Origin of the sequence: Paraburkholderia sp. BL6665CI2N2 (assembly GCF_004366535.1) — a bacterium.
Taxonomy (GTDB): Bacteria; Pseudomonadota; Gammaproteobacteria; order Burkholderiales; family Burkholderiaceae; genus Paraburkholderia.
Genome location: NZ_SORC01000001.1, coordinates 1,419,432 through 1,441,714, shown reverse-complemented (window position 1 = coordinate 1,441,714; position 22,283 = coordinate 1,419,432). Strand labels below are relative to the sequence as shown.

Here is a 22,283-nt window from a genome sequence, read left to right as displayed (position 1 = left end):
TCTGCGGCCGGCCGTCGGCCTCGAAGTCGAACACGTTTGATCGGCCGGTTGCTAGATGTTACGTAGGACGTTACAAACGCGGCCTTGTTTGTAACCGGGGCCGCACCAAGCTGTTACATCTCTGTTGCGTCCCCAATGTAGCGCTCAATACAGGTATTTATTACTCTCTATTGCGCTCGCTTTCTATTTCCTTTCTGCGTCGTGCGGGAATTACCGATTCACCGCTCACGCTCCCCGTTTCCTCAGACGAAGACGCCAAACGCCCGTAATACAAGGGTTTCCATGGATCAGACAAAGCTCTTCCATAGCGGAAAATCCACGCGGCATCGTCTATTACAGGACCGTGAAAGAGTTACCGAAATTTGATGTATCTTTTTGAGATATTTTTTTGAGAAGGGATTGATTTCTTGTTTTACCCTTCATACAATTCGTCCCAAGCTGTTACGAAATGTAACGCGATGTATCAAAAGGTCGCCATCTGTATCAGGTGGTGACCCGTAGCCGGAGGACAACGTTTCCGGTGAGGCACAAAAGACATAACGGCAAAAAATGCCGACATAGTAATTCGGGGCTTCGGAATAAACAGAAATGGACCGTAGCAGCGAGACGCTGGATTCAATCCGCGAGATTAACTTGTCTTACATCATGCTTGCGCAACGTATGTTGCGTGAGGACAAACCGGTCGGCATGTTCCGGCTGGGACTGTCGTCGGAACTGGCTGATTTGCTCGCCGGGCTGTCGCTCGCGCAGATCGTCAAGCTGGCCGCTTCCGATCAGCTTTTGTGCTTCTTCCGCTTCAACGACCACTCGATGTTGTCGGCGTTGACGCAAACGACGAAGCACACCGCAGTGGCACCGACTCACGCGGCGATCCTGCTTGCAGGCCAGCCGGCTGAACAGTTCGCTTAATCGAGGTGACTGCGATGCTCAAGCGTAGCCTGACGGAAGACGCACAGGAAGTATTCCGCGCCATTGCACTGATCGAACTGGGCGCACGCATGCAAGTGCTCGAGAGTGAATTGACGCTCTCACGCGACCGCATGATCCGCTTGTATCGCGAGGTCAAGGGCGTGTCGCCACCCAAGGGCATGCTGCCGTTTTCGGCGGACTGGTATATGACGTGGCTCGCGAACATCCACGCGTCGCTGTTCTACAACACCTACCTGTTTCTGAAGAACGAAGCGCGCTGCTCGCATCTGGACGCGCTGACCAAAGGGTATCGGCTGTATCTGGAACATTGCCAGCACAGCGAAACCGAACCCGTGCTGGACTTGACGCGTGCGTGGACGCTGGTGCGTTTCTTCGACGCCGAAATCCTGCAATTGACCAAATGCTGCCGTTGCACCGGCAAGTTTGTAGCGCACAAACACGATCTGCAGCACAACGTGGTGTGCGGCGCGTGCCAGCCGCCGTCGCGTGCCGGCAAGACGAAGAAAGCCGCCGCTGCCCGCCAGGAAGCGCTCGAAGCAGCACAGATCGCGCAAGCTGCCTGAGCGAAAGCGGAGCGCCGCTGACTCGATGAGGGCAGGTCCAGCCCGATTCGAACCGAAGCCTTGATTAGAAAGTCCGCCTGTGAGCGGACTTTTTTTTCGTCCCATGCGCACCGTCGCCTGCATGAGCCGCACGGCGAAAAACCCATCAGCCGGCCAATCCCACCGTCTGCACCACCAGCCACAGGTTCGCCGCACTGATCACCACGAACAGCGTCCACGCAACGAACCGCGTCAGCAGCGTGTTGGCGAACTCGCCCATCAACGAACGGTCGCTGGTCATGCGGATCAGCGGATAAAGCGCGAACGGCAATTGCAGGCTCAGCACCACCTGGCTTGCGACCAGCAGCTTGCCGACCGCACCGTTGCCCATCATCTGCACGCCGATCAGCGCGGGGATCAGTGCGAGCGCTCGCGTAATGAAGCGCCGCTGCCAGCACGGAATCTTCAGCTTCAGGAAGCCTTCCATGATGACCTGCCCCGCCACGGTGCCAGTGAAGGTCGAGCTTTGTCCCGAGGCGAGCAGAGTCACCGCGAACAACACTGCCGCGAAACCGGTGCCGACGATCGGCGCGAGCAACTTGTACGCGTCTTCGATTTCGGTGACCTGGTTGTGGCCGGTGGCATGGAACGCCGCGGCGGCAAGAATCAGGATCGCCATATTGATCAGCAGCGCCAACACCAGCGAGACGATCGTGTCGATGCGCGACATGCCGATCGCCGAGCGGATGCTGGCGGAATCACGCTTCACTGCGCGCGTCTGCACGATCGATGAATGCAGATAGAGGTTATGCGGCATGACCGTCGCGCCGAGAATGCCGATCGCCAGATACATGGGCTCGCGCGAGCTCAAAGCCTGCCAGGACGGAATCAGCCCTTGCGCGACCGACGGCCAATGCGGCCGCACCAGCGCGAGCTCGATGATGTATCCCACGCCGATGGTCGCGATCAGGCCGAGCATGATCGCTTCAAGATCGCGGAAGTTCTTGCCCTTCAGGCCAAGCACGATCAACGTATCGAACGCGGTCAGCAGGACGCCGGTGGTCAGCGAGCATTTGAATAGCAGATGGAAGGCGAGCGCGCCGCCCAGCACTTCAGCCAGATCGCACGCCACGATCGACAATTCCGCGAGCAGCCATTGAAAGCGCGCCACAGCCGGCGAATAACGATCTCTCGATAACGCCGCGAGGTCGCGCCCGGTCGCGATGCCCAGGCGCATGCTCAGACATTGCAGCGCCATCGCCGCGAGACTCGACAGCATGACGACGAACAGCAGGCTGTAGCCATAGCGCGATCCGGCTTCGATGTCGGTGGCCCAGTTGCCTGGGTCCATATAGCCGATCGAGATCAACAGGCCGGGGCCTGCGAATTGCAGGATCTTCTTCCAGAACGGCGCGCCCGGCGAGACGGCCACGGAGCCTTGCACTTCGGACGGGCAAAACGGCGCCGTTGCGGTGGTCGGTAGTTTGAACTGCAATCCGGGAGTCTCTTGAAGGGGATAAAACGCGGCGCCTCGTGCCGGCCGCCGCGAACCGCCTCAAGTGTACAAAGAAACTTCCGGCAACGCGCCGGTGAGTGCGTATCGGCCGACGTCGCGTACGCGATAGTCGAGCGGATCATGCAGCGTATGCACGCGGGCGTTACGCCAGAAACGGTCGAGCGCGAGCGGTGCGTGCGTCGCGCGGGCGCCACACGCGTCGAACAGTTTTTCGCTGACGTCGAGCGCGGCACGATGCGCGACAATCTTCGCCTCCGACGTAGCGAGCGCAACCTGCGCGCGTGTTTCCGCGGAAAGCGCCGGACCTTGTTGCCACGCGTCTTCCAGCAACCAGGCCGCACGCGTGGCCAGCGCTTCGGCGCTCACCGCTTGCAGGCGCATTTCGCCGAAGCGCTGGATCAGGTAGGGATCGTCGGTGGCCTTGTCGACGCCGGAATAGATCCAAGGCTTGCCGTTCTGCGTGACGTAGGCGCGCGCTTCGTCGAGCGCGCCCTGGGCAATGCCGACGAACAGATTGGTCAGCACCTGTTGAGAAATCAGCGTGCGCAAACTCGCATGCGGCGTGTCCGGCCGCACCATCACTTCATCGGGCTCGACCTTGACCCGCGTGAAGGACACGCTACCGCTGTCGGTCTGACGCTGACCGATCGGGTTCCAGTCCTCATGAACGGTGATGCCTTCGCGCGTCGTCGGCACCACGCCGAACACCGGTTTGCCGGTGAGCGGATCGTGCGCGGAGACCGTCATCATCTGCGAGCCGCGGGTGCCGGAGCAAAAGCCCTTCTGGCCGTCGAGCAGGTAGCCGCCGTCATCGGTTGCGCTTGCAACGAGTCGCGTATCGAGCGGATTGACGGCGTTGCCCCACCACCATCGTCCTTCGACCGTGCCGCTCAGATAGCGGGCGCGTTGTTCCGGATTGCCCCATACATTGACGCTGACCACCTGGAGGCACGTGAAGCCCAGCAAATGCGCGAGCGCGCTGTCCACTTGCGCGATCTTGCAGATCGTCTCGTAGATGTCGGGCCAGCGCGCACCGAGGCCGCCGAATTCGCGCGGCACCGCGAGCGTGAGCAGCCCCGCGTCGGCGATCCATTGTTTTTCCCGTGCGGCGTGGCCGCCGTCGATATCGCGCCGGGCGGCCGTCGCACGCAAAGCGTCGAGCAAACCCGTGAGATCGTGCACCTCGGGCGCAGCGAATGCCTGAGGCGTTTGCAACGCATCGGCATGACGAGGATCGTTCATGCAATTTCCATTTGAAGATCTGTTCGGCGAGCGGCGGCGGACGAAGCGCCTATGACTAAGCTTGATGCTGTAGTCAGTATGATAGGCCGCGACGCGAGCGCCGCAAATGTGAGCGCCTATTCTTCATGCAAATAGCCGCCGCGCGCGTGGTAAAAAACGATTACACCCGCTGCGCCAGCCGCCGCACGAACCGGTCGCCGACGAACTGCACCGCCGTGACGATCGCAATCAGCAGCACGATCACCGTCACCATCACAGTCGTATCGAAACGCTGATAACCGTAGCGGATCGCCAGATCGCCGAGGCCGCCGGCACCGACCGCGCCCGCCATCGCCGATGAACCGATCATCGCCACCACGGTAATCGTGAAGCCGCCGAAAATGCCCGGCAGCGCCTCAGGCAGAAGCACATGCCAGATGATGTGGCGGCGTTGCGCGCCCATGGCCTGTGCGGCTTCGATCAACCCGCGGTCCACTTCACGCAGGCTCACTTCGGCCACGCGCGCAAAAAATGGAATCGCCGCGATACTGAGCGGCACGATCGCGGCCCATACGCCGATCGTCGTGCCGATCAGCAAACGCGTGAGCGGCAGCAACGCAACCAGCAGAATGATGAAGGGCGTGGAGCGAAACGCGTTGACGAGCGCACCGAGCGTGCTGTTCACCGCGCGTTTCTCGAAGATGCCGCCGCGTGTCGTCGTGACCAGCAGCAGCGCCAGCGGAATGCCGACTAGCGCCGCGACGAATGCGGACACGCCGACCATGACGATGGTGTCGCGAATCGCATCGGCGAGTTCGGAAAGCCACAATTCAGACATAGCCCAATACCTCGACATGATTGGCATAGCGGCGTGCGCTGTCGAGCAGCGCCGCAATCTGTTTTTGCATCGTGGCGCGTTCGTCCGCGCGCACTTGCGCCGACACCACGAGGCGCCCTTGCGCATGCCCCTGAATTCTGTCGATGCCGCCATGCACGAAACTCACGCGCCCACCATCGACGCTCAACGCCGACGCAAGGCCACCAAGATCAGGCTCCCGCGCATCGTCGCCGGTGAAACGCACGTCCAGCAGAATCTGCGCGTCCGCCTGCGCGATGTCGCGCAGCGGCTTGATCCGTTGCGCAAGGTCGATCGGCAAGTCATGCACCAGCGTGCGCAACAACGCGCGCGTCGCATCGTGTTGCGGATCGCCGAACACGCGCCACACCGGACCGGTCTCCACCACCTCGCCACGCTCGATCACCGCAACCGTATCGCAGACCTCGCGAATCACCTGCATTTCGTGCGTGATCAATACGATGGTCAGGTTCAGGCGCTGATTGATATCGCGCAGCAACGCGAGGATGGCTTGCGTCGTTTCGGGATCCAGTGCGGAGGTGGCCTCGTCGCAAAGCAGAATGTCCGGGTCGGTGACCAACGCGCGCGCAATGCCGACGCGCTGTTTCTGGCCGCCGGACAAGCTCGCCGGATACGCGTCGCGTTTGGCGGACAGACCCACTAATTCCAGCAGCGCATCGACTTTTTTGTCGATCGCCGCTTTCGGCACGCCGGCGATTTTCAGGGGTAATGCAATGTTCTCGCGCACCGTCTTTGCCGAAAGCAGATTGAAGTGCTGAAACACCATGCCGATGCGCCGGCGCAACGCCACGAGTCCGCGTTCGTCGAGTTCGCCGACGCTCACGCCATTCACGCGCACCGCGCCTGAACTCGGTTTTTCCAGGCCGTTGACGAGGCGCAACAGCGTCGACTTGCCGGCTCCGCTGCGGCCGATAATGCCGAACACTTCGCCCCGCGCCACATTCAACGTGACGTTGGCGAGCGCCGCGGTGGACACGCCGCGAGCGTCGGCGAATACCTTACCGACGTTGTCGAATATCACGGCGGGTTGCGCCGCTGTTGCATGCGAATCAGGATTGACGGTGAGAGACGGCGCGTCTTCGATGAATTGCGGCACGTCGAAAAGATTGGCCATGGTTTCGCTCCTTTTCTACGCTTGCGCGGTGGCTTGCACGCGCCGACGATGCTGCGCGCCCGCATGTACGTCCGGCAACCGGGCACGCCCTGCGCCGAACAGTTTCTCGCGCAGCGTCGGCGCGGGATCGTAATCTTCCTTATAGACACCGCGATTCTGCAATTCCGGCACCACCAGATTCACAAAGTCTTCGAACGATTCCGGCATCACCGTGCGTGTCAGATTGAAGCCATCGACGCCCGCTTCCTCGATCCACGACACCAGTTCGTCCGCGATCTGCTGCGGCGAGCCGACCACCGGCTTCGCGCGGCCGCCGAGCGTCATCTGTTCGAGCACTTTGCGTTTGGTCCAGACACCGCTCACGCTCTTCTTCGAAATCGCCTCGACGGCCGATTGCATCGACTCGGTCTTCACGTAGGAGATCGGTTCGTCCAATTCATATCGCGAGAAGTCGATGCCGGTCGAACTGGAGAAATGCGCGATGCCGCCTTCGGCGCTCGCATAACGGCGGTATTCCTCGAATTTCTCCTGCGCGGCCCGTTCGGTTTCGCCGACTACAACGGTGATGCCCGCGAAGATCTTGATGTCGTCCGGCGCGCGGCCGAAGCTCACCGCACGCGCACGGATGTCGTCGACAATCGAGCGCGTCAGTTGCTTGTTCTGGCCGCCGACGAACACGCATTCAGCGTGACGTGCCGCGAAATCGACGCCACGGCTCGACGATCCCGCCTGATACAACACCGGCGTGCGTTGCGGCGACGGCTCGCTCAGATGAATCGCATCGATTGAATAGTAGGGACCGTCGTGCTTCACGCGATGCACCTTGTCCGGATGCGAGAAGATGCGCGCCGCGCGGTCGCGCACCACGGCGTCGTCTTCCCAACTCTGTTCCCACAGCTTGTAGACCACGTCCATGTAATCGTCGGCGCGGTCATAGCGGTCATCGTGGCTGATCTGCTGCGCGAGTCCCATGCCGCGCGCCGCGCTGTCCAGATAGCCCGTCACGATGTTCCAGCCCACGCGGCCCTTGGTCAGATGGTCGAGCGTCGACATGCGGCGCGCGAACAGATACGGCGGCTCGTAAGTCAGATTCGACGTGACGCCGAAGCCGATGTGTTGGGTCACGTGCGCCATCGCGGGCACGATCAGCGACGGATCGTTAATCGGAATCTGCACCGACTCGCGCAAAGGCGTTTCCGGACCGCCCTGATACACGTCGTACACGCCGACGATATCCGCGAGAAAGATCCCGTCGAACTTGCCGCGCTCCAGCGTTTGCGCAAGGCTCGTCCAATAGTCGAGGTCTGTGTAATGCGCCGAGCGGTCGCGCGGATGCGTCCACAACCCGTGATTGATGTGGCCGACCGCATTCATGTTGAACGCGTTCAGCAGGATCTTTTTCTTCGCCATCGTGCGACTCCTTTGGCTTTCCAGTTTCGGCTGACCGCTCGGCTTACCACGCGACGGCGTAGAGATTGCCGAAGGCTTTGTCGAGCGCGGCGCGCACGGCCGGCGAATGCTGATAGATCGAGATGAACTTGCGGATACGCGGATCGTTGGCGCTTTCCGGACGCACCACCCATTGAATCGCGTAGTTCTTGTTTTCCAGGCCGTCGAACAGCAGAGCGCTATTCGGATCGGTCGTGCCGGCCAGCTTGATGAAACTCGGGTAACCCTGTGCGAGATCGACGTCGTCGAGCGAACGCGCCAGTTGCGATGCTTCCAGCTGCACGATCTTTAGATGCTTCGGGTTGTCGGTAATGTCGAGCGTCGTCGCGCGATAGTCGATGCCCGGCTTCAGCTTGATGAGACCGGCACGCTGCAGCAACAGCAGGCCGCGTCCGCCGTTGACCGGGTCGTTGGCGATCGCGACCGTGGCGCCGTCTTTCAATTCGTCGAAGCGCTTGATCTTCTTCGAGTACAGGCCGATCTTCATGATCGTGCCCGGCGCGATCGCGACGAAGTCATAGCCGCCCTGCTTCTTCGCATTCTCGAGAAACGGAATGTGCTGAAAATAGTTGACGTCGATGTCCTTGTTGGCGAGCGCCGCGTTCGGCGTGTTCCAGTCCGTGAACTCGATGATCTTCACGTCGAGGCCCTGCTCTTTCGCTTCGCGCGCGGCGATTTTGAGCGCTTCGATTTGCGGACTGGTCGCGGTGCCGATTTTCAGCGTGGGCGAATCGGCCGCTGAAGCGGGCGTGGCCTGTAAAGCGAGTGCGAGACCGAACGCGCTGATGAGCGAGACGGCGGGCGTGTGGAAAAAGCGCTGCACGTTTGACAGAAAAATGCGCATGGTGAACTCGTGATTTCGGGCGTGGTTCGATTCGAGGCGAGCCGATCCAGCGGCATGCTTTGAGGCGTCTACAAAGGGATGATCTTTGAGACGCCATCCAGGCTTGCCGGATAGGTCGGGCAACGGAAAGTCCACTGCGTGCGGCTTAAACCGCGCGTGGCAGCGACAAGACGGGCAAACGGGTCAGCGCGGACAGCGGAAGGTCGGACAGGTCATCGCCTCTCTCCAGATGAGGTGCGACTCATCATAGTGGGCGGCAAAGCGGTGGTCTACGAAGGGATTTTTGTATGGAAAGCGGGAAAAATGATTTGGGCGTGCCACGCGCCGTGGCCAGATCCGAAGTTACAGCAGCGGCAGCACGTCCGCGCTCGACAACCACGCGCTGGTTTGAACCAGACCGGCCCGTATGAGCCGGTCCAGCAATTCGTCCACGGTCCACGGTGGTCGACGCTTACGTGCTCGCAAGTCCCTGAACGCAGCCAATGCGCGCTTCTCATTCAGGTCGATCAGATCGAGGATAAAAACATCAGGATGCTTTACCTCGATACGCAGGCTGGACTCCAGTTGTTCTGCTGCAAAATCCTTCAGGTTGAAGGTGACGATCGCATCCGCGCGAGCCGCCACCGCCGTCATGACGACATGCCGGTCTTTCTCGTCGACGTCGATAATTTCGCCGGAATCCGGAAGTACCTGCGTGACCAGCGCGTCGGGAAACGTGCGGTCCATCGCGTTGCGAATCGCAGCGATCTTCGGCGCGGCGTCGTTAGCCGCGCTTTTGTCCGCGAAACGGGCGGCGAGATTGCGGGTCCATTCTTCGTGAATGCGCGCCGACCACTTCGGCGCATAGAACTCGTGATCGGCGAAAGTCAGCAATACGTCGCGCACCACCATGGGAAATAGCGAACACGCATCCAGCACGACGGTAAAGCGATCGACCGACAGCATTACAGATCGTATCCGCCTATCGATTCGCTGTCGGCCACGATCTCGTCCAAGCTGCTCTTGCGTGTTGCACGCATGGTTTCCTTGTAGCGCATCACGTCGTCCATCAACATGCGGCGATGCCGCCCGACCTTGCGGAAAGGCAGTTCGCCGGCTTCAAGGCGAGCGATCAGAAACGGCCGCGATACGCCGAGCAAATCTGCCGCTTGCTTGGTGGTCAATTCGGTGTCGGCGGGATAGAGAACGAACACCTGCTCACTGGCCATCATGGCCAGCACACGCGAGAGCACCCGCAGCGTGGCGGGTGGAACCTCGATACGGGCGAGATCTCCGTCCGCCCCCTCCTCGACCAATGCAACACTGTGCGCGCGCGAATGATCGAGCGCCGCGCCCATGAGGCGGCTTGCGGCGGACAGCACGGTTGCGTCGTCGTCCGACAGGATGATGCGATCGGGTGTGGCGGTTGTCATGTTCGACTCCAATTACCTTCGAGTATAAGTCAATCCTCGCCACAAACGCAATAAACGCAACATTTGAAATATTTGCAACGCGATCACATCGCACTGGTTTCTATGTGGATTCGGTTAACGAAAAACGCCGGGCCGCGCTTTCGCGCGACCCGGCGTCCACCGCTCGTCTGTAATTCAACGATTTATTGCTTCGCCACCTGTTGCACGGCAGCGGCCGCCGACACCGGAGCGGATGCCGGCGCAACCGCTCCCACCGCCGTGTCCGCCGCCTTCACATCACCCCAGCCGCCACCCAACGCGCGAATCAGATTGACGGTCGCCACCGCCTGCGTGCCCGACAGATGGCTCGCCTGCAGCTGCGAAGTCAGCACCTGCCGCTCGCCGTCGATCACGTCCAGGTAGCTGACCGCACCCTCCGTGTACTGCGTGCGCGACAGATGCGCCGCCCGTTGCGAGGCCTGAACCGCGTCGTTCTGCTCGCGCATCTGATCGTCGAGCAAACGCAAGTCGGACAGGTTGTCCTCCACCTCACGGAACGCCACCAGCACCTGCTGACGATACTGCGCCACGTCCTCGTCATACTTCGAACGGGCTTGCGCGAGGTTCGCCTTGCGGCGGCCGCCGTCGAACAGAGGCAGCGTCAGCGCCGTGCCGGCAATCGGTCCGAGAATGAACGCGCGGCTCGACCACTTGAACAGGTCGCCGAGCGTCGCCGATTCGAAACCGGCTGCGCCAGTGATGTCGAGTTTCGGGAAGAACGCCGACTTCGCGAGGCCGACACGCGCATTCGCCGCCTGCATCGCGCGCTCCGCCGCCGAAATATCCGGCCGGCGTTCCAGCAAATCCGAAGGCAAGCCCGGCGGCACACGCACCGTCACCGGAGCCAGCGGCGCCTCCGCGAAGGAGAAATCCGCCGGCGGCTTGCCGAGCAGAATCGCGAGGCTATGTTCCGATGCCGCGCGCTGACGCGCCACGCCCACGGCATCCGCACGCGCGCTCGCCAGTTCGTTGCGGGCCCGCGATACATCCAGCTCGCCGATATCGCCTTCCTTGAAGCGCCGTTCGACCAGCTTCAGCGTGTCCTCACGCAACGCCACGGTACGACGGTACAGGTCCTGATCCGTATCGAGCTCGCGCAACTGGAAGTAGTTCTGCGCGACGTCTGCCTGCAAGGACAATTGCACCGAACGGAACAGCGCTTCGCTTTGCTGCTCGTCCGAACGCGACGCGTTCACGTTCGAGCCGACCCGCCCGAACAGATCCGCTTCGTACGACGCGGTGGTTTGCGCGCGCCAGATCGTGGCGTTGGTGCCGCCCGCGCTATCCGGCTGAAATTGCGACGCCGCCGACGCACGCTGGCGCGTCGGGCCGAAGCCCGCATCGAGCTTCGGGAACCAGTCCGACTTCGCTGCCTGCGTGACCGCACGCGCCTGCTGCACGCGCGCCGCGGCCGCCTTCAGGTCCTGATTCGCGGCGAACGCCTGCTCTTCGAGTGCATTGAGTTGCGGGTCGCCGAATATCGTCCACCATTCGCCGCGATGCGCGTCGTCGGCGGGCTGGGCCTGTTTCCAGGTGCCGTTGTCCTGCGCCGATACACCCGACGCCCCCGAGGGCGCGGCAGCAGCCGACGCCACGGGCGCTTCCTTGAACGCAGCCGGCGCATCCACTTCAGGCCGCTTATAAGTCGGCTCCAACGAGCAGGCGGCGAGCAACGCGACCAGCAAACCGCTGGCAGCCGCCCGGCCCCACCCGCTCAAAGATTCATAGCGTTTCATTATTGTTTTCTCCTCAAGCGTCCGTCACCGGCGCGCCATAGTGCGGCGAATCTTTCTGCGCGACGTGAATCGTTCCGCCCGCCAGCGTACGCAGCACCACATAGAACACAGGGGTCAGCATCAGACCGAACAGCGTGACACCAAGCATGCCGAAGAATACCGCGATACCCATCGCATGACGCATCTCCGAACCGGCTCCGCTCGACAGCACCAGCGGCACCACGCCCATGATGAATGCGATCGACGTCATCAGAATCGGCCGCAGACGCAGGCGGCTCGCCTCGATTGCCGCCGACAGGGGCGTATGCCCGTCATGCTCCAGTTCGCGAGCGAACTCGACGATCAGAATCGCGTTCTTCGCCGACAAGCCCACCAGCACCATCAAACCGATCTGCGTGAAGATGTTGTTGTCGCCGCCCGTGAGCCACACGCCGGTCAGCGCGGACAGCACGCTCATCGGCACGATCAGGATCACCGCGAGCGGCAGCGTCAGGCTTTCATACAGTGCGGCCAGCACGAGGAACACGAGCAGCACGCTGATCGGGAACACCCACAAGCCCGCATTGCCGGCCAGAATCTGCTGATACGTCAGGTCAGTCCACTCGAGCTTCACACCATGCGGCAAGACTTCCGCCGCCACGCGTTCGGCCGCGGCTTGTGCCTGGCCCGACGAGAAGCCCGGCGCCGGTCCACCGTTGATGTCGGCAGCCGTATAGCCGTTGTAGCGCACCACCATTTCCGGACCGAAGGTCGGCGTCACCGTCACCAGCGACGACAACGGCACCATGTCGCCTGCCGCATTGCGCGTCTTCAGTTGCAGGATGTCGTCGGCACGCTGACGGAACGGTGCGTCCGCCTGCACCCGCACCTGATACACGCGGCCAAAGCGGTTGAAGTCGTTCACATACAGCGAGCCGAGATAGATCTGCATCGTGTTGAACACGTCCGTGACCGGCACGCCGAGCTGCTTGGCCTTCACACGGTCGAGATCCACATTCAGTTGCGGCACGTTGATCTGATAGCTCGAGAAGGTCGGGCCGAGTTCAGGCGTCTGCGCGGCCTTCTTCACGAATGCTTCCGCGGCCTTGTTCAACTCCGCGTAACCGAGCGCGCCGTGATCCTCCAGCTGCATCTTGAAGCCGCCGAGCGTGCCGAGACCGAGCACGGGTGGCGGCGGGAACACCGCGACGAACGAATCCTTGATCGCACCGTATTGCTGATTCAGCGCACCGGCAATCGCGCCGGCCGAGAGCTTCTTGTTGCCACGATCCTTGAAAGGCTTGAGCGTGACGAACACGATGCCCGCGCTGGAGCTATTCGTGAAGCCATTCACCGACAGACCCGGGAACGCCACCGCGCTCTCCACGCCCGGCTGCTTCAGCGCGATCGAACTCATGTCGCGAATCACTTTCTCCGTGCGATCCAGCGACGCGCCGTTCGGCAATTGCGCGAAGGCAATCAGGTACTCCTTGTCCTGCGCCGGCACGAAGCCACCCGGCACCACGCGCGAGATCAGCACGGTCGCGCCCAGCAGGATCGCGTAGACCGCAAGCATCGCGCCCTTACGGCGCAGCACGCCGGTCACGCCGCGGCCATACGCCGTCGAACCGCGATGAAAGACCTTGTTGAAGCGCTTGAAGAAACCACCCAGCAGGCGATTCATCACGCGCGTCAGGAAGTCTTCCTTCGCGCCGTGGCTGCGCAACAGCATCGCGGACAGCGCCGGCGACAAGGTCAGCGAGTTGAACGCCGAGATCACCGTCGAGATCGCGATGGTCATCGCAAACTGCTTGTAGAACTGCCCCGTCAAACCAGTCATGAACGCGAGCGGCACGAACACGGCGACGAGCGTCAGCGCAATCGCGATAATCGGCCCGCTCACTTCCTGCATCGCCTTATACGTGGCATCACGCGCACTGAGCCCGTTTTCGATGTTCCGCTCGACGTTTTCCACCACCACGATCGCATCGTCCACCACGATCCCGATGGCGAGCACCATGCCGAACAATGACAACGCGTTGATCGAGAAGCCGAACGCGAGCAGTAACGAGAACGTCCCGACAATCGACACCGGCACCGCGATCAACGGAATGATCGAAGCACGCCACGTCTGCAGGAACACGATCACCACGATCACCACCAGCGCGATCGCTTCGAGCAGCGTATGCACGACCGCTTCGATACTCGAGCGCACGAACTGCGTCGGGTCGTAGACGATCTTGTATTCGACGCCCGCGGGCATGTCTTCCGCGAGTTCCTTCATCGCGGTACGCACCTGATCGGAAATCGCGAGCGAGTTCGCGCCCGGTGCCTGGTTGATGGCGAGCGCCACCGCCGGCTTGTTATCGAGCAGCGAACGAAGGCCGTATTCCGAAGCCGCGAGTTCGATCCGCGCAATATCTTTCAGGTAGGTCACGCCACCGTCCGGCGTGGTCTTGACGATGATGTCGCCGAATTCGCCCTCAGTCTTGAGACGGCCACGCGCGTTCACCGACAACTGCAATTGCGTGCCCGGCACCGAAGGCGATGCGCCGATCACACCGGCCGCCACCTGAATGTTCTGCTCACGGATCGCATTGACCACCTCGGTCGCCGTCAAACCCCGTTGCGACACTTTCTGCGGATCGAGCCAGACGCGCATCGCGTAGTCGCCCGAACCCCACAATTGCACTTCGCCGACGCCCTGGATCCGCGCGAGCCGGTCCTTGACGTTCAACAGCGCATAGTTGCGCAGATACGTCATGTCGTAACGATTGTTCGGCGAGATCAAGTGCACCACCATGGTCAGCGTGGGCGAGCTTTTGATCGTCGTGATGCCGAGGCGCTGCACGTCTTCCGGCAAACGCGGCAGCGCCTGATTCACGCGGTTCTGCACGAGTTGCGTCGCGAGGTCAGGATTGGTGCCGAGCTTGAAGGTCACCGTAAGCGTGAGATTGCCGTCGCTATTTGCTTGCGACTGCATGTACAGCATGTTCTCGACGCCGTTGATCTGCTCTTCGAGCGGCGCCGCGACCGCTTCGGCGATCACCTTCGGGTTCGCGCCCGGATATTGCGCGTGGACCACCACCGACGGCGGCACCACTTCCGGGTACTCCGAAATCGGCAGCTTGAAGAGCGCAATGATGCCGCCCAGCAGGATCAATACCGACAACACGCCAGCAAAGATCGGCCGATCGATGAAGAATTTGGATATGTTCATGGGAAGCTCTTAACGTTGGAGCGTGCGCCGCGCAGTCAGGCCACGGCGCGCGAGGCTCACGAATTCTTGTCCGCTTTGGTGCGCGTTTGCGTTTGGGCCTGCGACTGCGATTGCGCTTGTGCGGGCGTCTGCTTTTCTGCAAGCGGCGCGCTGTTCGGATCGCCATCCGTTGTCATCGGCACCATGTGCGCGCGCACTGCATCACCGGGACGCACGCGCTGGATGCCGTTCACGACAATGCGGTCAGTCGCCTTCAGACCGCCCTTCACCACGCGCAGATTGCCCTGCATGCCGCCCACGTCGATCGTGCGATACACGACGTGATTGCCTTGATCGACCACCAGCACGAACTTCTTGTCCTGGTCGGTGCCGACCGCGGCGTCGTCGATCAACAGCGCCGGATGCGGCTCGCTGCCGCCGACCTTCACGCGCGCATACAAACCGGGAATCAACGCACCATCCTGGTTATCGAAACGCGCGCGCACGCGGATCGTGCCCGACGACGTGTCGAGGCGGTTGTCCACCGATTCGATCACGCCGCTGCGCGAGTAGCCGCTTTCGTCCGCGAGACCGAGTTCCACCGGCACCTTGCTGCCGTCTTTCGCCCGGCTCAGGTATTGCAGATAGGTTTGTTCGTCCGCGTCGAACGATGCGTAGATCGGCGACACCGACACCAGCGTGGTCAGCGGCGCAGCAGTCGCGCCGGCCGAGATCACGTTGCCCACGGTGATTTCCGCACGCGACACACGGCCCGACACCGGCGCGACAATCCTGGTGTAGCCGAGATTGATGCGGGCGGTTTCGACGGCGGCTTGCGCGGCCTTCAGGTTGGCGCTCGCCTCACGCGCGGCGTTCTGCTTCTCGTCATAGTCACGCTTGGCGATCGCGTTGTCGGTGATCAGACGTTGCGCGCGTTCCCAATCGCTTTGCGTGTAGCCCGTGCGCGCCTGCGCGGCGGCCAGTTGCGCTTCCGCGCGATCCAGTTCGGCCGCATACGGACGCGGGTCGATCACGAACAGCGTGTCGCCCTTCTTCACGAGCGCACCGTCCTTGAAGTTGACGGACACGATGGTGCCCGGCACTTGCGAACGCACGTCCACTTTCTCGACGGCTTCGAGACGGCCCGAGTAGCTCTGCCAATCGGTGATCGTTTTTTGCACCACCGTGGCCACATCGACTTCCGGCACGATGGTTGGCGCGGCGGGCGAGCTCGCGTCCACGCGGATCGCGCCGAACGTGCCCAGCCCGGCCACGACGATGACAGCAAGTGCGGCAATCGCCACGCGGCGACGGGAAAGAGGAAGGATAGTCATGTGAAGCTCCCGAGATCGTTGATTAAAGTTCTGCTTATTTCTGTTTCAGCGATGGGCGCGTGCATCGAAGCGCCACTGAAAAAATCGCACCGCTTCCTGCAAGGCGGGCGGATGATCGGCCAGCGCGGCATGCGACACACTCGGATAGCGGACCACCTGGGTCAGCACACCGGCGTCGATCAGACTGCTGGCGTATTTCTCCGCCTCCACATGCAGCACGTCGTTTTGCGCCGTCGCGATCAGCGTGGCCGGCAGGCCCGCGAGACGCGACGATTCGAGCGGCGCGGCGTACGGATGCATACGCTGCGACGCTTGTGGCAGATACGCGCGATAACACGCCGCGCACTCTTTTGCCGTGATGTCCGAGCCGAGGCGCTTTTCGTCGCCCAGGCGCGTGAGACTCGGATCGAGCATCGGCCCAAACAGCGCTTGGGCGGAAATGCGCACGTCACCGCGATCCCGCGCAATGAAAGCGAGGCAATTGGCCAACTGGCCGCCAGCGTCGTGGCCGGCCACGCCAACCTTCTTGCTATTCCCGCCAAACGCGCGCGCCCGGGTCTGCACCCACAGCGCCGCGCGATGCGCGTCTTCAGGCGCAGCCGGAAACGGAAACTGCGGCGCCAGCGAGTACCCGACCGATACGACCAGAGCCGGTAAGTGTTCTGCGAAATAACGCGAGGCGTAGTCGGCCTGATCGATCGAGCCCTTCGTAAATCCACCACCGTGGAAATAAAGCAGTACCGGCAGTGCGGTTTTCTTTTCCTGCCTGTACAGACGCAACGTAATGTCCTGCGCGTGCCCTTCGATCTGCACGTCAGTGACTTCGAGTGCCGTGCTGTCGGCCTCTGCCGGGCTGCTGCCGGCGGGCACAAAGGAGTACGGCGGTTTAAATGCTTCCATGTCGAGCCGCGCAATGCGCATAGAACTTCAATGGTGCGAATTGTGGGTTCGGCAGACTCGTAAATAAATGCCTATAATCCGGCAACACAATTCGGCGCCCCTGAACAATCGAAAGCGATTGTCCGCGGATTCGTGGTGGAGTCCTTTCCTGCTCAGCGCGCCAGCCCCTATTGGAGGTCTGCAATGGACCGGCTTCAGGCCATGCAAGTGTTCACTCGTGTTGTCGACACCAACAGCTTTACCCGTGCAGCGGAAACGCTCGACTTGCCGCGCGCATCGGTTACCACGATTATTCAGAACCTCGAAGCGTTCCTCGGCACGCGTCTGATGCATCGGACCACGCGCCGTTTGTCGCTCACGCCGGACGGCGCGGCGTACTACGAACGCTGCGTGCGCATCCTCGCGGACGTCGAAGAGACCGAGGCCAGTTTTCAAAGCGGCAATAAAAAGCCGCACGGCAAGCTGCGCATCGACATGCCGGGGTCGATCGGCCGCTTGCTGGTGATTCCTTCGCTGTGTGAATTCCACACGCGCTATCCGGACATCGATCTGCAACTCGGCCTGACGGACCGGCCGGTTGACCTGTTGCAGGAAGGCGTGGATTGCGTGGTGCGGGTCGGCGCGCTACAGGATTCCTCGCTGGTGGCGCGTCGAATCGGTCTGTTTGAGGGCGTGACCTGCGCGGCCCCCGACTACATCGAGCGTGCAGGCATGCCGAAATCGCTCGAAGACCTGGAGAATCACAAAGCAGTCAATTACTTTTCGAGCCGCACGGGTCGCACGCTCGATTGGGCCTTCATGGTTGATGGCAAAGAAGTTGAAGTGAAAATGAAGAGCATCGTCTCGGTGAACGACGCGGACGCCTACGTGACCTGCGGGTTGGAAGGCTTCGGCCTGATTCAGCCTGCGCTCTTCATGGTGCTGCCGCATCTGCGGTCGGGTCAACTGGTCGAAGTGCTGCCGGAACTGAAGCCCTTGCCGATGCCAATTTCGGCAGTCTATCCGCACAGCCGGCATCTGTCGCCTAAAGTCCGCGTTTTCGTAGACTGGATTGCGGAGCTGTTCGACCGTTGTCCGTTATTGAGCGGACGTGGCAGTCTGGACGCAACCTGCACGAAGCGCACGCTCGAAGAACGCGAGTCCGCTCCAATGCTCGACACACCGGTGATAACGGAATGGGTCGCGTAATTCGCGCGAATTGAAGTTTGAAGCGCAGAATCTGGAACAGTGAATTCCAACCGCGGCTCTAATGCCGCGGTTTTCTTTTTGCGGCAACGCCGGCAAGGCGTTTCACCTAATGTCGGCGCGATTGTTCTGGAATCGCGACAATTCATTTCGCGAAAGTGCGGTTTATCCGCACTGCCTCGAAGTCTACATTTCACCCTGTCGCAGCGCCGCTCGTGCTGCAAACGAATCGACAGGAGTGAATCATGAAACGCAATCTCTTAGCAGGTCTGGCTCTTTCGCTGATCGTGAGCGCTCCGGCGTTCGCACAAGGCGGCGGCGGAATTGGCCGCGCAGGTACATACGAAACGCAACCCACGCCGAGCACTACCGCGAAATCGCGCGAAGAAGTGAAGGCCGAACTCGTCGCAGCCTATCGCGACGGCTCGCTGCCCTCGCTCAACCGCACAACGTACCCGAATAAAGGCCTGATCGGTCAAACTCAGGCAGCCCGCATCGCGCTGCAGGAAGGCACGAGCGGCGACGTTACGCGCGTGGCCAACGGACAGTAAAACCAGAATGCTGCAATGATTCGGTTTCCAAAAGAAATAGTCATTGCGACGCCATTCATGCACTCTTCAAAAAGGAGCTCATCATGACACCCTCGGAACTCGACAATTGGGACACCGATACCCCTGTGTGGACGCCGTATCGCGCGCCGCAACACTAAATGTCGAAAGTAGCAGCGAGTGCCCGCGGACCTGGTCCGCGGGCACAGTCACATTTGCAGAGACCTAGCGCCTCGGCACGCCGTCACGCCACTCGCCCCAACGCGTGGAGATATCCTGCACGAGCGGATTGCCCGAGAGGAACAGGTTCTGGATAGCGATCGTAAAGCCGCCTTGCGCGGCATAGTTCAGCAGGTTGTCCGCACTCGTCTGCCCGTCGTAGGGCCGGTCGAAATCGGAGCCCGCGCGCAACACGGCAACACGATTCAAATCCACCTTGTGTACCGAAGCCGCGCGCTTAAGCGCTTCGTAGGTAGCGTTGTCCTCTTGCTGCGTCGTGCAGTAGACACCTTTTTCATCGGTCAGGATTTTGGTCCAGTCGCGGGCTCGCTGCCCGAGCAGGGTGCCTGACCACCAGGTGTCGCCCGCGAGCGTATCGCATTGAATAACGGTTGGCGGACGGTTTGCCGGTGCATACGAATACTTGGCCCGCGCGGCCTGAGCCTGCGCGTTATCGGACAGCGTCACGTGGCGAGACAATGCGAACGCCGTATTCGCGAGCCGCGTGTTCAACTGGAACACTTCAGTGCGGTAGTCGAGCGGCGGCTTATCCGACGGACTCTTCGTGTTGATGCCGAGGTAGCCGGTATTCCAGTTGGGCGGAATCTCGCGCCCGTCGATCTCCCATTGAATCCCAAAGTCGACCAGATATTTCGCCCACGCGGCGGAGCCCACCGTGCCCTGCTGCGGATCGATCCCGGCAATGCCGGCCACCATGAAGTACGTACGCCGCAAATCGAAACGCGGCGAGAACGTCAGCGCCATGATCGACGCGGCAGCGTTGGTGTGTCCCATGCCGGTGGTCATCACGCACACGTCTTGCCGGTTGCAGTGGACGGTCGGGTAATCGGGCGACAGGCCGTCCACCGTAATCTCGCGCCACGGCCCGAGGTTGTCGAGCCACACCTGCCCCTCCGGCCCGAACATCGAAATGATCATCACCTTGACGGGCTGCCCGTGCGAGCCGCCGTCGCCGCGCGAGAAACCGTCGTTGTCGTCCGCGCTGGCCGGCCCGGACGATAGGGCCGCGCATGCCGCGAGGGTAATGGCGCAGACGGCGCCGAGTGAGCGAGTCAGCATCGTGATCTTCCTTTTGCTTGTGATGCAGGTTGGGAAAGAGTGCTGCTTTTCAGGCCGAAAGAAGTATAGATGCGAAGAAATTATTTTCCACTACGCGATGCACCATCGGCCCGCGCTTCCAGCGCACTGTACGGAGAGGCGTACGAATCGGCGCAGCACGCGTTCTTCGGCGTTTTCTTATAATCGATAGTCCGCAGCGCACCGGCTTTGTGCACTTCATAACAGGAGCACCTCAATGGACTATGTGAAACTCGGCCGCACCGGCCTCGATGTATCGCGTCTTTGTCTCGGCTGCATGAGCTACGGCGTGCCGTCTCGCGGCACCCATCCGTGGTCGCTGGACGACGAAGCCGCGCGTCCCTTCATCAAGCAGGCGCTCGATTACGGCATCAACTTTTTCGACACTGCGAACGTGTATTCCGACGGCACGAGCGAGGAAATCGTCGGCCGTGCGCTCAAGGACTTTGCGAAGCGCGACGAGATCGTGCTGGCCACCAAGGTGAATAGCCGCATGCATCCGGGCCCGAACGGCGCCGGCCTGTCGCGCAAGGCGATCATGTCAGAGATCGACCACAGCCTGCGGCGCCTCGGCACGGACTACGTGGACCTGTATCAGATCCACCGCTGGGACTACGGCACGCCGATCGAAGAAACCATGGAAGCGTTGCACGACGTCGTGAAGGCCGGCAAGGCGCGCTACATCGGCGCATCGTCCATGTATGCGTGGCAGTTCGCCAAGGCGTTGCATGTGGCTGAGAAGAACGGCTGGACGCGCTTCGTGACAATGCAGAACTACGTCAATCTGCTGTACCGCGAGGAAGAGCGCGAAATGCTGCCGCTGTGCGAAAGCGAAGGTATCGGCGTGATTCCGTGGAGCCCGCTCGCGCGCGGCCGCCTGACGCGCGACTGGAGCACCGAAAGCGCGCGCTCCGAAACCGACGAATTCGGCCGCACGCTGTACGCGCAGACGGAAGACGCCGATCGTCGGATTGTCGAACGGGTCAGCCAGATCGCCAGCGAGCGCGGCGTGCCGCGTGCACAGGTCGCGCTCGCGTGGGTGTTGCAGAAGAAGCCGATCACCGCGCCGATCGTCGGCGCGACCAAGCTGCATCATCTCGACGATGCGGTGGCCGCGCTTTCGCTCAACTTAAGCGCGGAGGAAATCGGCCGGCTCGAAGAGTTGTATGTGCCGCATGCGGTGACGGGCTTCGAGTAGGCCGTAGACGTGCCGCTCAAACGCGCGGCACTTCCGGTTCGAAGAACACCCAGCGGACTTGCGGGAAGGTGGCCTGCAAGTCCGCTTCGATCACGTTGATCGCATCGACCATGGCGCGGCCGCTCGCGTAGTCGATCATTTCCGCCTGCACGGCCACCACCACATGACGCCCCCATTGCAGCGTAATCATATTGATGATGCTGCGAATCTCGGTGCGCCCGCGCAGATGCGCCTCGATCGCGCGCCGTACTTCGGGGCTTGCCGATTCGCCGACGATCATCGACTTCACTTCACGCGCCACCAGCCACGCGATCACCATGAGCAACACGCCGACGCCGATGGACCCCAGCGCGTCGTAGACAGGATTGCCGGTCATCATGGTGAGCAGCACGGCCACGAAGGCTATCGCCAGGCCCGCCAGCGCGGCGATATCCTCGCCCGCTACCACCAGCAGCTCGGACTCGCGCGTCTCCCGAAACCAGCGCCACATGCTTTTGTCGGGATGCGTCTTGCGGATTTCCTTGACGGCGCCCCACAAGGACAGCGCCTCGAGCACCACGGACACGCCGAGCACCGCCAGCGCTACGTAGGCATACTGCAACGGCTCGTGCACGAACAGACGATGCACGCCCTCATACACCGAGAACGCGCCGCCGACAAAGAACAGCAGTAGCGCGACCAGCAGCGAGTAGAAGTTGATCTCGCGCCCGCCGCCCATGGGATGCAGCGGGCTCGCCGGCTTGCGAGCTTCGCGCAGACCGAACAGCAGCAGCAATTGATTGCCGCAATCGGCGGTGGAGTGAATGGCCTCGGCGAACATCGAACCAGAACCGGTGAACGCGGCGGCGGCGAACTTGCAGATGGCAATGCCGAGGTTGGCGGCGAGCGCGTAGAAAATGGCTTTCGGCGATTCTTCTTTCATCGTCGTGGAAGGCGTCCGTGA

General features: G+C 61.6%; 19 protein-coding genes. 5 read left to right on the top strand and 14 right to left on the bottom strand.

Annotation, left to right across the window (positions count from 1 at the left end):
* The first annotated feature begins 588 nt into the window (after positions 1-588).
* Both flhD and flhC read left to right on the top strand, forming a co-directional pair.
* On the top strand, positions 589-909 hold the full coding sequence (gene flhD / locus B0G81_RS06445; RefSeq protein ID WP_007177882.1) for a flagellar transcriptional regulator FlhD: 321 nt from the start codon (positions 589-591) through the stop codon (positions 907-909).
* 14 nt (positions 910-923) lie between these two features.
* Positions 924-1,493 carry a flagellar transcriptional regulator FlhC gene (gene flhC, locus B0G81_RS06440; RefSeq protein WP_106277232.1) on the top strand — a complete coding sequence of 190 codons (570 nt, stop codon included), beginning with the start codon at positions 924-926 and terminating at the stop codon, positions 1,491-1,493.
* 145 nt (positions 1,494-1,638) lie between these two features.
* Here the strand turns inward: flhC and B0G81_RS06435 are convergent, their stop codons facing one another.
* From B0G81_RS06435 to B0G81_RS06380, 12 genes are all read right to left on the bottom strand, one after another.
* Positions 1,639-2,967 carry an Nramp family divalent metal transporter gene (locus B0G81_RS06435; protein WP_134133925.1) on the bottom strand — a complete coding sequence of 443 codons (1,329 nt, stop codon included), beginning with the start codon at positions 2,965-2,967 and terminating at the stop codon, positions 1,639-1,641.
* A gap of 60 nt (positions 2,968-3,027) precedes the next feature.
* Positions 3,028-4,230: an acyl-CoA dehydrogenase family protein gene (locus B0G81_RS06430; protein WP_134133924.1), complete on the bottom strand. Its 1,203-nt coding sequence runs from the start codon at positions 4,228-4,230 to the stop codon at positions 3,028-3,030.
* A 160-nt stretch (positions 4,231-4,390) separates the two neighbouring features.
* A complete protein-coding gene (locus tag B0G81_RS06425) occupies positions 4,391-5,047 on the bottom strand; it encodes a methionine ABC transporter permease (RefSeq protein ID WP_134133923.1) in 657 nt (218 codons plus the stop codon).
* Positions 5,040-6,200 (bottom strand): ATP-binding cassette domain-containing protein, encoded by a 1,161-nt coding sequence (locus tag B0G81_RS06420; protein ID WP_134133922.1) that lies wholly within the window; start codon positions 6,198-6,200, stop codon positions 5,040-5,042. Before B0G81_RS06420 ends, B0G81_RS06425 begins: the two co-directional genes overlap by 8 nt.
* Before the next feature lie 15 nt (positions 6,201-6,215).
* Positions 6,216-7,610, bottom strand: coding sequence for an LLM class flavin-dependent oxidoreductase (locus B0G81_RS06415; RefSeq protein WP_134133921.1), 1,395 nt, complete (start codon positions 7,608-7,610; stop codon positions 6,216-6,218).
* Positions 7,611-7,653: 43 nt separating this feature from the next.
* On the bottom strand, positions 7,654-8,493 hold the full coding sequence (locus tag B0G81_RS06410; RefSeq protein WP_106277221.1) for a MetQ/NlpA family ABC transporter substrate-binding protein: 840 nt from the start codon (positions 8,491-8,493) through the stop codon (positions 7,654-7,656).
* Between the two features lie 342 nt (positions 8,494-8,835).
* Complete coding sequence (locus B0G81_RS06405; RefSeq protein ID WP_134133920.1) at positions 8,836-9,438, bottom strand: PIN domain-containing protein; 603 nt, start codon at positions 9,436-9,438, stop codon at positions 8,836-8,838.
* On the bottom strand, positions 9,438-9,905 hold the full coding sequence (locus B0G81_RS06400; RefSeq protein ID WP_116123350.1) for a helix-turn-helix domain-containing protein: 468 nt from the start codon (positions 9,903-9,905) through the stop codon (positions 9,438-9,440). Before B0G81_RS06400 ends, B0G81_RS06405 begins: the two co-directional genes overlap by 1 nt.
* Before the next feature lie 182 nt (positions 9,906-10,087).
* Positions 10,088-11,680 (bottom strand): efflux transporter outer membrane subunit, encoded by a 1,593-nt coding sequence (locus tag B0G81_RS06395; protein ID WP_134133919.1) that lies wholly within the window; start codon positions 11,678-11,680, stop codon positions 10,088-10,090.
* A gap of 13 nt (positions 11,681-11,693) precedes the next feature.
* Complete coding sequence (locus tag B0G81_RS06390; RefSeq protein ID WP_121309082.1) at positions 11,694-14,879, bottom strand: efflux RND transporter permease subunit; 3,186 nt, start codon at positions 14,877-14,879, stop codon at positions 11,694-11,696.
* 56 nt (positions 14,880-14,935) lie between these two features.
* Entirely contained in the window at positions 14,936-16,192 is a 1,257-nt protein-coding gene (locus tag B0G81_RS06385; RefSeq protein WP_134133918.1) for an efflux RND transporter periplasmic adaptor subunit, read from the bottom strand.
* A 45-nt stretch (positions 16,193-16,237) separates the two neighbouring features.
* Positions 16,238-17,092, bottom strand: coding sequence for an alpha/beta hydrolase (locus B0G81_RS06380; RefSeq protein WP_116123944.1), 855 nt, complete (start codon positions 17,090-17,092; stop codon positions 16,238-16,240).
* 183 nt (positions 17,093-17,275) lie between these two features.
* Between B0G81_RS06380 and B0G81_RS06375 the strand changes: the two genes are divergently transcribed.
* Positions 17,276-18,280 carry a LysR family transcriptional regulator gene (locus B0G81_RS06375; protein ID WP_106277212.1) on the top strand — a complete coding sequence of 335 codons (1,005 nt, stop codon included), beginning with the start codon at positions 17,276-17,278 and terminating at the stop codon, positions 18,278-18,280.
* A gap of 242 nt (positions 18,281-18,522) precedes the next feature.
* On the top strand, positions 18,523-18,828 hold the full coding sequence (locus B0G81_RS06370) for a DUF4148 domain-containing protein (RefSeq protein WP_106277210.1): 306 nt from the start codon (positions 18,523-18,525) through the stop codon (positions 18,826-18,828).
* A 222-nt stretch (positions 18,829-19,050) separates the two neighbouring features.
* Here B0G81_RS06370 and B0G81_RS06365 read toward each other — a convergent pair whose 3' ends face one another.
* Complete coding sequence (locus B0G81_RS06365) at positions 19,051-20,124, bottom strand: purine nucleoside permease (protein ID WP_134133917.1); 1,074 nt, start codon at positions 20,122-20,124, stop codon at positions 19,051-19,053.
* Between the two features lie 235 nt (positions 20,125-20,359).
* Between B0G81_RS06365 and B0G81_RS06360 the strand changes: the two genes are divergently transcribed.
* Positions 20,360-21,340: an aldo/keto reductase gene (locus B0G81_RS06360; protein ID WP_106277207.1), complete on the top strand. Its 981-nt coding sequence runs from the start codon at positions 20,360-20,362 to the stop codon at positions 21,338-21,340.
* Between the two features lie 16 nt (positions 21,341-21,356).
* Here B0G81_RS06360 and B0G81_RS06355 read toward each other — a convergent pair whose 3' ends face one another.
* Positions 21,357-22,262, bottom strand: a complete 906-nt coding sequence (locus B0G81_RS06355) for a cation diffusion facilitator family transporter (protein WP_134133916.1) — start codon at positions 22,260-22,262, stop codon at positions 21,357-21,359.
* Positions 22,263-22,283: the final 21 nt, after the last annotated feature.

Excerpts from the sequence above, each read along its gene's own strand:
- flhD (WP_007177882.1), top strand. The coding sequence starts at position 589 with ATGGACCGTAGCAGCGAGACGCTGGATTCAATCCGCGAGATTAACTTG.
- flhC (WP_106277232.1), top strand. The coding sequence starts at position 924 with ATGCTCAAGCGTAGCCTGACGGAAGACGCACAGGAAGTATTCCGCGCC.
- B0G81_RS06430 (WP_134133924.1), bottom strand. The coding sequence starts at position 4,230 with ATGAACGATCCTCGTCATGCCGATGCGTTGCAAACGCCTCAGGCATTC.
- B0G81_RS06425 (WP_134133923.1), bottom strand. The coding sequence starts at position 5,047 with ATGTCTGAATTGTGGCTTTCCGAACTCGCCGATGCGATTCGCGACACC.
- B0G81_RS06420 (WP_134133922.1), bottom strand. The coding sequence starts at position 6,200 with ATGGCCAATCTTTTCGACGTGCCGCAATTCATCGAAGACGCGCCGTCT.
- B0G81_RS06415 (WP_134133921.1), bottom strand. The coding sequence starts at position 7,610 with ATGGCGAAGAAAAAGATCCTGCTGAACGCGTTCAACATGAATGCGGTC.
- B0G81_RS06410 (WP_106277221.1), bottom strand. The coding sequence starts at position 8,493 with ATGCGCATTTTTCTGTCAAACGTGCAGCGCTTTTTCCACACGCCCGCC.
- B0G81_RS06405 (WP_134133920.1), bottom strand. The coding sequence starts at position 9,438 with ATGCTGTCGGTCGATCGCTTTACCGTCGTGCTGGATGCGTGTTCGCTA.
- B0G81_RS06400 (WP_116123350.1), bottom strand. The coding sequence starts at position 9,905 with ATGACAACCGCCACACCCGATCGCATCATCCTGTCGGACGACGACGCA.
- B0G81_RS06395 (WP_134133919.1), bottom strand. The coding sequence starts at position 11,680 with ATGAAACGCTATGAATCTTTGAGCGGGTGGGGCCGGGCGGCTGCCAGC.
- B0G81_RS06390 (WP_121309082.1), bottom strand. The coding sequence starts at position 14,879 with ATGAACATATCCAAATTCTTCATCGATCGGCCGATCTTTGCTGGCGTG.
- B0G81_RS06385 (WP_134133918.1), bottom strand. The coding sequence starts at position 16,192 with ATGACTATCCTTCCTCTTTCCCGTCGCCGCGTGGCGATTGCCGCACTT.
- B0G81_RS06380 (WP_116123944.1), bottom strand. The coding sequence starts at position 17,092 with ATGGAAGCATTTAAACCGCCGTACTCCTTTGTGCCCGCCGGCAGCAGC.
- B0G81_RS06375 (WP_106277212.1), top strand. The coding sequence starts at position 17,276 with ATGGACCGGCTTCAGGCCATGCAAGTGTTCACTCGTGTTGTCGACACC.
- B0G81_RS06370 (WP_106277210.1), top strand. The coding sequence starts at position 18,523 with ATGAAACGCAATCTCTTAGCAGGTCTGGCTCTTTCGCTGATCGTGAGC.
- B0G81_RS06365 (WP_134133917.1), bottom strand. The coding sequence starts at position 20,124 with ATGCTGACTCGCTCACTCGGCGCCGTCTGCGCCATTACCCTCGCGGCA.
- B0G81_RS06360 (WP_106277207.1), top strand. The coding sequence starts at position 20,360 with ATGGACTATGTGAAACTCGGCCGCACCGGCCTCGATGTATCGCGTCTT.
- B0G81_RS06355 (WP_134133916.1), bottom strand. The coding sequence starts at position 22,262 with ATGAAAGAAGAATCGCCGAAAGCCATTTTCTACGCGCTCGCCGCCAAC.